The sequence below is a fragment of the Streptomyces sp. So13.3 genome (genome assembly GCF_005860785.2).
GTDB lineage: Bacteria > Actinomycetota > Actinomycetes > Streptomycetales > Streptomycetaceae > Actinacidiphila > Actinacidiphila fildesensis.
In genome coordinates, this window is the sequence record NZ_CP048835.1 from 1 (window position 1) to 12,631 (window position 12,631).

Annotated in this window: 13 protein-coding genes and 1 pseudogene; 6 read left to right on the forward strand and 8 right to left on the reverse strand. The window is 70.6% G+C overall.

Annotated features, from left to right (window positions below; genetic code table 11):
• Nucleotides 1-324 (forward strand): annotated as a pseudogene (locus tag C8250_RS00005) (transcriptional regulator); the annotation flags it as partial.
• Between the two features lie 3 nt (nt 325-327).
• Nucleotides 328-885 (forward strand): helix-turn-helix transcriptional regulator, encoded by a 558-nt coding sequence (locus tag C8250_RS00010; RefSeq protein WP_138359395.1) that lies wholly within the window; start codon nt 328-330, stop codon nt 883-885.
• A 77-nt stretch (nt 886-962) separates the two neighbouring features.
• Here C8250_RS00010 and C8250_RS00015 read toward each other — a convergent pair whose 3' ends face one another.
• Nucleotides 963-1,310 (reverse strand): hypothetical protein, encoded by a 348-nt coding sequence (locus C8250_RS00015; RefSeq protein ID WP_232486115.1) that lies wholly within the window; start codon nt 1,308-1,310, stop codon nt 963-965.
• Nucleotides 1,311-1,625: 315 nt separating this feature from the next.
• Here C8250_RS00015 and C8250_RS00020 point away from each other — a divergent pair, with 315 nt between their 5' ends.
• Nucleotides 1,626-2,246, forward strand: a complete 621-nt coding sequence (locus C8250_RS00020) for a hypothetical protein (protein ID WP_138359393.1) — start codon at nt 1,626-1,628, stop codon at nt 2,244-2,246.
• Nucleotides 2,247-2,452: 206 nt separating this feature from the next.
• Nucleotides 2,453-3,007, forward strand: coding sequence for an XRE family transcriptional regulator (locus C8250_RS00025; protein WP_138359391.1), 555 nt, complete (start codon nt 2,453-2,455; stop codon nt 3,005-3,007).
• A 57-nt stretch (nt 3,008-3,064) separates the two neighbouring features.
• On the opposite strand, the gene C8250_RS00030 is transcribed toward C8250_RS00025, so the two are convergent.
• The 4 genes from C8250_RS00030 to C8250_RS43085 are packed head-to-tail and all read right to left on the reverse strand — an operon-like array spanning nt 3,065 to nt 7,342.
• On the reverse strand, nt 3,065-4,186 hold the full coding sequence (locus C8250_RS00030; protein WP_232486114.1) for a hypothetical protein: 1,122 nt from the start codon (nt 4,184-4,186) through the stop codon (nt 3,065-3,067).
• A complete protein-coding gene (locus tag C8250_RS00035; RefSeq protein ID WP_138359389.1) occupies nt 4,183-4,926 on the reverse strand; it encodes an ATP-binding protein in 744 nt (247 codons plus the stop codon). Before C8250_RS00035 ends, C8250_RS00030 begins: the two co-directional genes overlap by 4 nt.
• Complete coding sequence (locus tag C8250_RS00040) at nt 4,923-6,635, reverse strand: Mu transposase C-terminal domain-containing protein (RefSeq protein ID WP_244808908.1); 1,713 nt, start codon at nt 6,633-6,635, stop codon at nt 4,923-4,925. Before C8250_RS00040 ends, C8250_RS00035 begins: the two co-directional genes overlap by 4 nt.
• Before the next feature lie 32 nt (nt 6,636-6,667).
• Nucleotides 6,668-7,342, reverse strand: coding sequence for an ATP-binding protein (locus tag C8250_RS43085; RefSeq protein ID WP_244808909.1), 675 nt, complete (start codon nt 7,340-7,342; stop codon nt 6,668-6,670).
• 888 nt (nt 7,343-8,230) lie between these two features.
• Between C8250_RS43085 and C8250_RS00050 the strand changes: the two genes are divergently transcribed.
• Entirely contained in the window at nt 8,231-8,815 is a 585-nt protein-coding gene (locus C8250_RS00050; RefSeq protein ID WP_244808910.1) for a hypothetical protein, read from the forward strand.
• Between the two features lie 58 nt (nt 8,816-8,873).
• Nucleotides 8,874-9,293, forward strand: coding sequence for a helix-turn-helix domain-containing protein (locus C8250_RS00055; protein WP_138359113.1), 420 nt, complete (start codon nt 8,874-8,876; stop codon nt 9,291-9,293).
• Between the two features lie 753 nt (nt 9,294-10,046).
• Here C8250_RS00055 and C8250_RS00060 read toward each other — a convergent pair.
• The 3 genes from C8250_RS00060 to C8250_RS00070 all read right to left on the reverse strand — a co-directional run bounded on the left by C8250_RS00060 (nt 10,047) and on the right by C8250_RS00070 (nt 11,817).
• Nucleotides 10,047-10,358, reverse strand: a complete 312-nt coding sequence (locus C8250_RS00060) for a hypothetical protein (RefSeq protein WP_187144652.1) — start codon at nt 10,356-10,358, stop codon at nt 10,047-10,049.
• Between the two features lie 294 nt (nt 10,359-10,652).
• The gene (locus C8250_RS00065) at nt 10,653-11,318 is read right to left on the reverse strand and encodes a class I SAM-dependent methyltransferase (protein WP_138359115.1); all 666 of its coding nucleotides are present in this window, start codon (nt 11,316-11,318) and stop codon (nt 10,653-10,655) included.
• A 226-nt stretch (nt 11,319-11,544) separates the two neighbouring features.
• Complete coding sequence (locus C8250_RS00070) at nt 11,545-11,817, reverse strand: hypothetical protein (RefSeq protein ID WP_187145371.1); 273 nt, start codon at nt 11,815-11,817, stop codon at nt 11,545-11,547.
• Nucleotides 11,818-12,631: the final 814 nt, after the last annotated feature.

The following is a 12,631-nucleotide window of genomic DNA, read 5'->3' on the forward strand; positions in this document are numbered from 1 at the left end:
TTCCGCGCCGCCGTCATCAGCAAGGCGCGGGTCAACATGCACCGCAAGCTCAACAACATGGTCAAGATGACCGGCCTGTACCCACTCGCCGTACTCTCCGACTGCGTCGTCTACCCCTCACCGGGCGAGAGCCCGCTGGACTTCCTCCCCTACGCGGCGTCCGGCAAGCCGCAGCCCGGCGGGTTCCGCCTCGGCGCTACGCCCGGCCTGGCGAAACTGGAGGGCGTCCAGTCGATGCTGTGGGCGGTCGAGCTGATGGAGAAGGGTCTGAACCCGGCCCGCCACATCAAGGGCGGCGACGCCGTCCTGGACGAAGGAGAGTAGGCCATGGGCGAGATCGAGGCCGCCATCGAGCGCGCCGACCGGGAAGCCTTCACCCGTCAGCCGCCCAAGACCCTTCCGGCCCGCATCAACTACCTGCTCAAACAGCTCGGAACCGCGAAGGCCGTCGCGCAGGAGCTCGGCATCACCGCCGACTCCGTCAACCGCTACCGGCGCGGCGCCCGCAAGAACCCACCCAAGGACATCGCCGCGAAGATCGACAACGCCGTACGTCAGCGATGGCAGCCCCAGGTCCGCAAGCGCCGGCAGCGGCAAGCCGCCGCCACGACTGGGGTCACGGTGGAGACGAGGGCACGGTTCGGGTACACGGCACCGGTCGGCACAACCGACGACGGAAGATTCCGGCGGCTCACCGTGCACCTCCCCCCGGCCTACGCACAACGCCTGTTCGACGCCCGCAACACAGGCGCCAGCGACCAGCAGATGCGGGGGATCATCGCCGAGGGATTCAAAGAGGTCTACTTCCAGGACGGCGGAGGCCGCGCCACAGGACTCTCCGACGTCACCCTCAACGACATCGACTACCTCGACCTCGACTACTGAGGCCGCGGAGTGACGCTGTGGCGTCGGCAGCGTGGGTGTGCCGAAGCACGATAGGTGTCACCAAGGCAGGCGTGTTGTCACTCGGGGACTTCGGTCGGCTCCTGCAGGGGGGTGGGCCGGAGTCCGCCTGCGCAGGCCAGCACTTCCGTCGCTGAAGAGTTCAGGAAGATCGTGAACACGGACGATCTGTCCACGGAGTCGATGGATCCGGTACGAAGCGGCTCTTCCCCAGCCTGCCGGAGGATGTCGACAGAGGCGGCAAGGCCCTCAATTGTGTGGCCGCGCCGAGCGGCCGTGCGCACTCGAATCGCGAACACACCCGCGTGCCGGTTGGCGGGGACCAGACCGTCCGAGACATCGAAGGCGCCACCGCCAATCAAGGCGTCACGGGCAGGTCCGCATGCCGGGGTCTGTTCGCGAAGCATGGCGATGAGTTCCTCGCGAGGCAGGCTGCGCGCCGGTACCCGTACGACCCACTCATCGACCTCGTGTGACAACTGCAGTGCCTCTCTGGTGACAGTCCGACTGCTTCGATCTGCTCCCTTCGCAGGCTATCCGGTGCCGACGGTGACAACTACTGAACTTCGGCACAGTGGGACGTAGCTCTTCAGTTGGCGAATGAGCGCGAAACTTGGCGAGCTGAGCGTTCACGGTCGCGGCTGGCATGATCGACGGGTGATAGATGTTCGCTTGCCCGCGTGCCGGGGATCGGTGCGGCTGTTCGACCGGGGTGGATTGTGATGGCCTGGTGGCTCCGTCGGCGGTCGGAGCCCGTCGAGGAGTTGGTGTCGGGCCGGCTGCCGGTCGGCAGCGCCGAGATGCCATCGGACGAGGAGCTGGCCGACCTGAGGGTTGCGGCAGAGGTGGGCGATGATGTGGCCATGGTGAGCCTGGCGGCGGCCCTGCATCTGCAGGGCGACCGGGTCGGCGCGCTGCACTGGTGGGACCGGGCATGGGCGGCCGGAAACGTGGTTGCCGGCTACAACCTGGGCATGTTGCACGCGGCCGCCGGTGACGCGAACCGCGCGCAGGTGGCCTGGGAGAAGGCGGCGGCGTTCGGCGACCCGGACGCCATGCTGGGCCTGGTCAAGCAGGCGTTCGGCCGTGGCGACGCGGTCGGCGTCGAGCGCTGGGCGCCAGTGATCCTCGCGCAGGACGAGGCGTTCCCGATCACTGCGCTGGGCGTGGCCTTCCGGGATGGTGGCGACCTGGCGCGGGCCATGCAGGCGTTCCTACGCGCCGAGCAGCTGGGCGACGGGTATGCAATGGAGTACCGGGCCCGGATCCTGGCTGCTCAGGGGCAGCACGAGGAGGCTGACACGTTGCGAGCACGGGCAGCGGCGGCCGAGCGGATGCTCTGAGGCGTAGACGTGCGGCGAGCCGGCTCCGACATGCCTCCGCGCGGCCGGCCCAGCAGATGCTCAACTCGCCAACTGAAGCGCGCAGTCACACAGCGGTAGCTGAAGTCGGATACCGCGGCCATGAGTACGCGGAAACAGGTCGGGGCGGAGCAGAAATGTGGGACCTCTGGAGCAGTAGGTAGTCGACACGGGCATCGGGAGGGGTCTTGGGCGAGATCGACGAAGGATTAGAGCGGGTCTTGCGTACCCGGCCACTGCCAGTCAGTGTCAGTGCCCGCCTGGGCTTCCTGCTCAGAGCGGAGAAGGGATCCACGAAGAGGCTGGCTCCTGTTCTGGGGGTCTCGCAGCGTACGGTGCAGCGGTGGGTCACCTCCGGCCCGGGGAGGCGCCAGCCGGGCCCTGTGCAAGCGCAGGTAATCGAGGATGTCGTCCGAGCGCGATGGCAGCCCCGGATTCGCGAGCGGTTGCGTGCGGATGCCGAGGCCCGCGGCTTCTGTCTGCATACCCGGGCGCGGTTCGGGTTCGCGTCCGCAGTCGGCTCCTCCGATGATCCGCGTCGGCGGCTGATCACCCAGCGGCTGTCTGGCGCGGTCGCGCGGGAGCTGTTCGCCGCCCGGGACGCCGGTGCCGGCGAGGCGCAGCAGATGGTCATCCTGGCCCGCTCGCTGGGGCATGCGTACTTCCGTGACGGAGGAGGGCGCGCCCACGGGCTCCAGGTGGCCTTCTCGGATGTCGAGTTCGCCGACTTCACCATCGGGTGACCGGGGCGGTGGTCGAGGAGGTCGGGTCCGCCGCAGGCTGTGTGCGGATCTATTGGTCTACCGGCGCGGTCGGGACGGCTTTCCGGGCCGGGACAGCAGGGTCTCATAGCGCTCGGCCTGCCCGCGTTCCGCCCAGTCCCACATGACGCCGCTGGTGACGGTCGGCTGCGGGAGCGGGGGCTGGGGTGGGCGCAGTCTGGCGTTCTCGGCCAGAGCCAGGATGTGGGGGCGTTCGTCCTGGCGGGCCAGCAGCTCTTGGCTGTCGGTGAGAGCAGCGAAGGATGCCGCAGCGCTCAGGAACGGGCGGGCCCATGCCGGGATCGGGTGGGAGGCGCAGCCGTCGGTGTAGCGGGCGGGGTCGTGGAAGGCGAGGGTGGCCGCGTCGGGGCCGAGGTCTTCGGCGCGGACGGTGAGGAGTTGCTGGAACGACGCGCGGGTGAGCAGCGTGGTGGCAAGGGCGGCGGCCAGCCGGGGGTGGGCGGTTGCCTGGCGGATTCTGCGGGTGATCTCGCGTACGGCTGCCTCGGTGAGGGAGCGTGGGGGCGGCCGGTGGCGCCAGTCGATCGGTGCCGGCGTGCACGGGCCGGTGCAGGACTGGGTGCTGTCGTAGGAGACGAGGCGGTCCAGGGCGGGGATGGTCATCCAGCGGACCGCAGACGCGGTCGGGGTCTGCGCGGAGAGCTGGGTGCCAGTTGCTGCGGGTGTGCCGCCGTAGTAGTGGCTGCGGGCGGTATCCAGGTCGCTGGTGACGGTGTGGGGCACGGGGTGCAGGGCCCGGTGGAGCGCGATGGTCAGGTGGGGGCGGTGGCAGACCAGGGTCAGGGGGATGCTGGTGGTGTCGCGTAGGTGCAGGAGGCGATCGAGGCGGCGTGTGGTGAGCCGGTGGGCGCGCAGGACGGTGAGCCGGGCGGCAGGCAGGGCGGCGATCCAGGCGGTGGCGGCCTCCCACGCGGGCTGTCGGCCTGCAGGGAAGCGGCCTGGCAGTAACGGCGGTTTGCCCAGGGCTGCGAGGAGGTCGTGGGCGAGAGCGGTGTCGCTGGTGGTGCCCGGTCCGGGGTGCAGCGTGATCCGGCCGACGGCAGGATCGTGGGCTGCCAGGGCGGTGTGAGTGTGGGCGACGTCGTCGTACCGGTCCATGACCAGGGCGACGGGCGGCGGGGCTCGGCGGGTGGCGTTCATGCGAGGCGGCTGAAGGCCCAGCGCAGCAGTTCCTGATCCACCACGGAGCGTCCCGTGCGGGCCAGGGCGGTACGGGCATGGGCGGTCAGTTGCGCCCACGCGCGGAAGTTGCCGTGCGCGGCGTGCTGGTCGGCGAAGGCGATGTCGTCGGGGTCGGCGTCGGCCCAGACCGGGTGGAACAGCGGAATCACCTCAAGGACCTCGGCGGGGGTGAGGCGGGTGAAGTGCTGCCAGATGAAGACGCGGGAGGACAGCATCGGCTCGCGACGCAGCACGGTGTGGCAGCCCGCACCACCGACGAAGATGATCGCGAGCTGGGTTGCGGGTTCGTCCCACAGGTAGCGGAAATATTCGAACGCCTCCCCGTTGAGCCACTGCGCCTCGTCCACCAGGAACGTGCGGGGGCGTTCGGCCAGCGCGGTCTTCAGCAGCCGGTCGAACTCGCTCGGGTGGCGCGGTGGTTCACCGGCCAGATCGAGCGCGGTGAACAGTTCGTAGCGCACCGCGCGGGCCGTGGGCCGGGCCCGGAAGGTGATCTTGCGGACGTCCTCGCCGGGTTCGAGTTCGCGCAGGCAGGTGTTGACGGCAAGGGTCTTGCCGAAGCCGGCACCGCCGTGGATGCACATCATGGCCCGCGCGGCGACGGTGTCGGTGATGTTCTCCCGGGCAGTGAGCAGGGCGCGGGTGGTGACCACGGAGGCGTCGGGCAGGTCGACGTACTGGTAGGTGGCCGCGGTCACGGGGCGTCTCCGGTGCGATGGGGCGGATGGGCGGGCGGACCATCGGGGGCGGGATCGGGGTCGGTTGTGGTCGCCGCGGGCAGCCCCGGCGCGGCGCGGGTGGCGAGAGATGGCGGGGTCCGCCAGTCGAGCGGCGGCGCAGCGGGCGGGATCAGATCAGGCAGCGCCAGCTGCGACAGGTCCGACTCGGTGGCCTGAGCGAGCTGTCGACTGGCCTCGGCGGCGCTGAGGGTGCCCAGACGCCGGGGCGGCCCGGGTTCGGTGGCGGCGGCGTAGCGCTCGCGCTGGGATGCTTCGAGGTCTTTCCTCAGACGACGGGTGCGCGCGGCCCGCACCCGGCGTACGGCGCTGACCTGCTCCTCGGTGGCCTGGTCGGCCAGGTCTGCGGGGCCGAGGTAGCGGCCGGTGACGGGGTCGAAGATCTCGATGCGGTGGTCGTGGTGGGGCATGTAGCGCACCTGGACCCGGATGCCGGTCTTGCCGGTCATCCACGCGGCGACATAGTCGCGTGTGCGGAAGCGGATCCCGCGCGTGGTGAGTGTGCGGGTGCCGGCGTCCTCCAGGGTGAAAGTCCACACATCGGTGGCCGGCACGTCCCGCAGTGGAGTGGGATCGGCCTGCCACGCCTCCAACGGGGTCTTCCCGCCCAACGGCGCCGGCCGGTGGGAGGTGTTCCACCACTGCACCCACTCCAGCAGCCGGGCGGTGAACTCCTCGAAGCCCAGCAGAATCTCGTCCCTGGGCCGGGAGGGGCGTTTGCCGGGGCGGGGCTGGCGGGCGTAGCCGGGCAGCGCGGCCAGGAACATGCTTTCCACTGCCCGGTTGAGGCCCTCGACGGTGCCCTTGAGGTGCGGGGTGTAGGCGGGCAGGTCCTCCACGCCCACGTCCAGGAGGTCGAGGGCAGTCATCACCATGGCGGACAGGAAGTCTTTGCCGCGGTCCATGCGGACCTTTTCCGGCCGCCCGCCGAACGGACCGTAAGGGTCCTCGCGCAGCACCGCGGAGCGCAAGGCGGCCAGCACCGATTCCCGCGACGGATACCCCGGGCTCACCGCCAGCCCGGTGATCGCGTTCGTCGCGCAGTCGGTGAACCACGTGATCCAGGGCCGCCGCGCGGTCCCCTCCACATCGACCAGCAACGGGGCCTGGACGTGGTCGGTCTCCCACACCTGGTTGCGCCAGCCCCGCGGCCGGGACAGGAACACATCGTGCTTACGCGCCGCCCGCTCGCCACCCGCAAGCCCGGCCCGCTCCCCCGGATCCAAATCCCGCTGGAGCGCCCGGTGCAGTGTCGTCAGCGACGGCACGCAACCGGGCGGGGACTGCCGGGCGGCCCGTGCGGTGAGCTCGCGGTGGACCGCAGCCACGTTCCCCTTCCACAGGGCCAGCAGCCCACGAACCTCGGGCGTGATAGTGAACCTCTCCCCCGACTGGGCACGGGCGCCCGGCTCAACGGCCGCGGCCTCGTCGCGCCCGGCAGCGGCCAACCACCGCCACACGGTGCGCTCGCTCACCCCCAGCGCGTCCGCAGCCACGCGCACGTGGCCGGCCGTCAGTGCGCCCGAAGCACGCAGAGCAAGCAGCCGCCGCACCGCCGGGCCCCGCAGCGCTGTCCTCGACGCCGCCGGCAGTCCACCGCCGGTGGTCGCACGGGCGGCGTCACCGGTCTCCCCCGCGCCCGCTCCCCCGTGCGATACGGTTCGGGCCACGTCGGCCGCCACCGGTGGTGGAAGCGGTCCGCTCACTGTGGCGGCGCGATCCGCTGGAACAGCCGCCGCAGCAACGCCCGGTCCACGGCCGCATCGGCGACGGTGAGCAGTGCGTTCTGCAGATGCGTGGTCAAAGCGGCCCACGTGCGGAACGTGCCGTGCGCGCATGAGCGGTCGATCCACGCCAGATCAGCGGCCGCCACGGTGCCCCACAGCGGATGGAAACCGGTCACCGCGGTCGCCGCCTGCGCTCCGGTCAGACGCGGAACCTCCTGCCATGCGCCGACCCGGGACGCCAACTGTGGCAGTCGGGCCAGCGCCCGCTCACTGCCCGCCCCGCACAGCACCAGGGTGATCCGTGTGCCGGGGTGGTCCCACAGGCTCTGCACATACTCCAGGCACGGTCCCGGCAGTCGCTGCGCCTCGTCGAGCACCAGCACCCGCGCCTGTCCCAACGCCTCCGCGACCGCGGCATCCGCCAGCGCCGAGGTGTGCGGGAACCGGCCCGGCAGTCCCAACGCTTCGAACACCGCCCGTCTCATGCCGGCCACCGACGGGCGCACCGGTACCGGCACCCACGTCGCCTTCCAGCCCGCGGGCGGCTCGGCGAGCGCCATCCGCACGGCCGCGGTCTTGCCCCGGCCCGGGTCGCCGAACACGCACACGGCGCCCTCGGCCGCCATCGCCTGCCCGATCGCCTCAGCCACCGCCCGCACCGGCGGCGTCCCGCCACCGGGCCCCGGCCCAGCACCACCACCACCCCGCCACCACCACCGCCCCCCCCCGACGCCCGGCCCGCGGGCGGCGCGCGACGCCAGTTCGGCCGACGGCGCGCAGCACCATCCGGTGCGGCGCTCCCACCGCTCGCCGCCAGGGCGAGGTCGGCCAGCGCCTGCCGCATGTCCCCTTCCTCCCGGGCACGCCTCACCAACGCCCGGTCCGGCAACACCCGGCCGGCCTCCACGTCCCGGCGCACCACCCGGTACAGCGAGGCAAGCGACGGCACCTCACACCCGTCCGCAGCGCCCTTGAGATGCCGGTGCAGTACCGCCACGTTCCCGCCCGCCTGTGCCAACACCTCCCAGTCCCGATCGGACAACTCAAGGCGCGGCCGCGGCCTGCGCTCCACACGGCCCTCGGTCCGCGCCGCCTCCAGCCACCGCCATACCGTCCGCACGTTCACCCCGCCGACCTGGGCCCCCGCACGCACATGCGCCGACGTCAACGCCCCGGCCGCGTCCAGCTCCAGCAGCCGCGCCACCAGCACCGGCCTGGCCACCCCTAACCCGGCAGCCACCTCACCCCATCCGCCCCGCTCCCCCACCAACCAACCCTCCCGCCCGCGGACACCGACACCGACCACGGTGCAGGCCGCACACCCCCCGGACGATCAGAAGTGCCGTTCCCATGACAGCGGAGCAGGGCACGGTGTACCACCCCATGACACCAAAACCCACCGCATGTACCGCCCCGCGTCAGCGAACCAAACCACCACACCCACCGCTACCAGCACAAAGACCAGCATCTGACGTGCCGTCACTGACACCACCCCACTGACACCAAAGCGGCACATCGCAGTCCGCCCCGGCGAGCGCGTGGTTGCGCGGTCGGACGGCAAGGGCGGCTTGATCCTGGGCGTGGAGAAGATCCAGGGCCGCGAGTTCGCCGCGAGCGCGGGGTGCAGCGGCTACGTGCTGGATGCCCGGCTGCTGATGGACGTACTCGGCAGCCTCAAGATGCCCGGCTCCTGGTTCCAGGTCTGGTGCAAGCAGGTGGCGCTGCAGAACGCGAACCGCGCCGACGACCAGCTCCGGGAAGCCGCCCGCGGCTTCGTGAAGACCAACCAGCGCGACCTCCAGGCCCGGTGCAACCTGTCGGCGGCCTCCGTGAACGAGGCCAGCCAGTTCTTCACGCACATCGGCTGGCAGCGCACCGCCAAGCGCGGCATCCTCCAGCTGAACCCGTGGCTGACGGTGGCCGGCACCTCCGGCGAGCAGGAGAAGTGGCAGGCGCTCTGGAACGGGGCCAAGGGCCCGGCCTGCGTCATCCCGCACGCCGACTACCCCACCGAGTGGCGTCAGCTGCGCGAGGCCGAGAAGAAGGCCGCCGAGTCCGCCCGCCGCAAGGAGAAGGTCGTCACCCTGCGGCAGCGGCGTCCCGTACGCAAGGCGAGCGCATGACCTCGCCCGGCATATCCTCGGTACAGCGTCCCGACCTGATCGGAAGTGGTGAGGCTCCGTGAGCAGCTTTTACGTACCCAGCCCTCCCACGGAGGCCCCCGTCACGATCCCCCGTGACGTCCTGCGCCTCCTGGCCCTGGTCGACGTCTCCACCGCCGGCCGCCGCGTCCTGGACCAGCTGCTGTACCTCAGCGACCCGGATACCGGCACCGCTTCGATCAGCCAGAACGAGATGTGCACCGAGCTAGGCGCGAGCAAGCCGACCGTGAACCGCGGCTTCAAGGAACTCCGCGAGTGCGGACTCGCCTGGAGCCTCGAGGATGGCCTCTACCAGCTCCACCCGCTGCTGACCGGCGGCGCGGTCTCCTCCCCCGTCATGAAGGTCCCGGAGATCAAGGCCGCCGAACCCGGCCGCTTCACCGAACAGCGACGGGCCCGCTTCGCCGCCCAGATGGCCAACCTCGCCCCCACCGGCTGAGCACCCTACCGCGGCCCTCGTAGGCCGCCCAGCGGGCTCCTGGCCCCGCGAAGACCCCAAGGCGCCGCACTCTCCGTGCGGCGCCTTCTTCGTGCCCGCCCGCACCTGAGCCGGTAGCACTAGGTAAACCGGTTTGTTCTGGAGGAGCAGAACAAACGCGAGGCGCTCCACCACGCTGCCCGGCCACGAGACGCGGCCGAGCGGTAGCACCAGGTGAACCGGTTTGTTCTGGAGGAGCAGAACAATCAGCGGCCTCTCGGACCGAGGGCAATGTATGCGCCAACTGCGCATGGATCTCCTGCGTAACATCACAGCTCCGCTATGTTCCGCAGCCGCCGAAACGGGTCCGAGGTACTGCCCCCTGGCCCCGGAGCAGCAGGCACCGGCCAGAAGCAGCACGGCCCGAGCAGCGTGCAGGGGCTGGCCGTGCTGCAACGGCCGGGGCCGGCCTGCTACCCGTGCAGCACCCGTGTGCCGCCTGACCCAGGCAAATGCTGCGCTGCACCCACGACACCACCGTGCTGCAACCCGACAACCACCACCAGGACCACGAGCAGTAACCCGCCAACCACCGCCACCACCCCCGCTACCCATCGAGCAGCAGCCCGCTCCACACCACCGCGAGCAGCACAGCCAGGAGCAGCGGCACCCCGGTGCCGAAGGCCATCGCCTCACACCTCGCACCCTCACAGCGCGCCTCGCCAACCTGGGGAAACGGGCTGTGTGCCACACAGGACCGCCGGGGTGAGCGGTCTACAGGACGGTGCCGTACAGGGCGCGGCGGTCACCGGACATCGCGTAACGGCGGGCGGCGAGGCCGTTGTCGAGGGTCTCGCCGATCTGCTCGCACAGCGGGGTGAGGACGTCGGCCGCGACGGTGTCGGAGAGGTACGCCGGGGCGACTTCGAGCATCAGCTCCCCGAGCTGGTGGGTGGTGGCGGCGAGGTCGTCGACGACGAGGCGCAGCTCGGTGAGTGCGGGATCCGCCGGCGGACCGGCGGGCGGCGGGGGCGGTGCGGATGTTGCGGACGGACTGGTGGACCACGGCGCGCACGGTGGGCTCATCGAGCACCTGAAGGCCGGTGCGGGCGAGCGTAGCGAGGCGGCGGGTGATTTCAAGCTCCGCGACGTCGCCGGTACTGCCGGAGATGGCGATCAGGGCGCGTTGGGACAGGTCGTAGTCGAGCGCGGCCGCGGCGGCCGGTTCGCTGTCTCGCGTGCGGGACGTTCTGGGGTCGGCGGTGTGGCTTTGTCCACGAGAACGGGCAGCGTTTTGACACCAGGACGGACTGAGCTCAGGGGCTCTGGCGAGCCGGGAATGTTCACGAGATGGGACAGCACCGAGAGTTCAGGCGGTACTCACCGGGGGACGGTCTGGGTGACGCGCCACAGCCTCCGGGGGAGGCCGCCTTCCTCGAACGCGGCGACCTCATCCAGAGTCCAGCTCTTGGCGAGGTCGTCCACCAGGTCGCGGGGGAAGAAGTGGACGGCGAAGCCGCCGTGCTCCCAAATGTCGTCTCCGTGCCCGGTACCGGCCTGGTAGTGGGCATCCCCGGTGTGACGGACGGTGTAGACGAAGGCTCCGCCCGGCCGCAGCACCCGCCGCACCTCGGCGACCAGGGCGTGGATCTCCTGGGTGGACAGCGCCATGCAGAGCAGCATGTGCGCGAACACGGCATCCACCGAGGCGTCCGCGAGCGGCAGAGGCTGGCGGACGTCGTGAACCGCCGTGGTGGCCCGCCCGGCCACGCCCTGGGCTGCGGCGGCCTCACACAGCTGATCCAGACCCACCGGACTGAAGTCGGTGGCCATCACGGAGAAACCCTCGCGGGCGAAGTACAGCGCGTCACGGCCATGGCCGGCACCCAGCTCCAGTACCTGGCGGGCACCGGCGGCCCGGAAGACCGCAGCGGCACGGACCGCCGGCTCGGACGGCTCCTCGCCGTACATGCCGGGATGCTCGCCATAGATCTGCTGCCAGTGCGCGCGCTGAACCTCAGCCAGCCCCTGCTCCGATTCCGACACGCTGACGCCCTCCTCGCCGGGTCGGCATCGAACAACCGGCCCCCGTCAGGCCACCCTAAAGGGACCCCACCTCGTCGCCTCGCCTGCCCGCTGCACCAAAGACAGACGGTGCTGTCGATTCTCGTGAACATCGACTTCGACCCGAACCGGGTGCCTTCCGAAGCCCTGAACAATCGCTGCCGGAAATCGTGAACAAAGCCAGCGGTGACGGCGTCGTGGATCGCGGTCAGGGCGTGGCGACGTCGAGCAGCCGGTACGCCTGGGCGCGGCTGATGCTGAACTCCGCGCCGCAGTAGGATTCCCAGCTGCTGTGCCCGTGGGGAAGCCAGATGCGGGCGGCGTGCGCGGCGCGAACCCGGGTGGCGAGCACCGCCACGGAGCGTCGGACGTCGTCCATCGCCTCGCGCAGCCCGGCCGTCATCTCGCGGGTGCCGGCCACGGTCAGTGTCGCCCGCGCCGGTTCGGGGACATGTCCGTGATGCTGCTCGTGCTCGCCCATGTCCTCATCGTCCTCCGCGCTGGCGGGCCAAGGCCAGGGCGCACGGAAGCGAGGCGCAAGCCTCGTCTCACAGTCGGCGGCGTTCCGGGAGCGCCTACAGTTCGGAGTAGGACATCCTGGCGGTCTCCTGTTCGCCCTCTGGCGCGTGAGGGCCCGGCGTTGGGAAGACCTTGGCGGGGTTCACCCGCCGGGACGCGATCTGGAGTATGTGAGGGGGTGGCGAGTTGCGCCTGGTCAATGTTGGCAGGGCTCTGCTCATGGCCGTATGGATCGACGCCCTGAACGTATGGGAGAGCGGCGTTCACGCGCGAGGTCTGGTGATCGGGGGAGTCGGTACGTTCATCTTGGGACTCCTGATGTTCGAAGGTCTCGAGTGGCGGGACCGCCGTCGAGAGACCAGCAAATCGGGCCCGCCGCCGCCACTGCCCCCGGTCGGCTCAAGGTCCGGCCAGGCCAACGGCGTTGGCGGCAGCAGCACGAAGGCGGATGGCTAGCCGCGGGCGGACACGGTCGCAGTTGCTGGAAATCGTGGCAGGTCGTTGCGGTGGCGCATGCTGTGGCCGCTGGTCGTCGCCCGGACACCTGCCGGCGCTCCACGGTTGCCGCCGCACCAGTGGGTACAGCCGGCTACCTCTGAAGCGGACGGCCACTCTCACCTTCATCGATGACCAAACACACTCTGACCTGGAATGACATCAGCCGTCCTGGCGGCGCGTCCCACGGCGCCGCAGACTCGCACGCGTCAGTTGCGAGATCGTAGTGATCTGCAAAATGAGGGCCCAAGCTATCCACCAGGCGGACCCTCCGGAGAGAG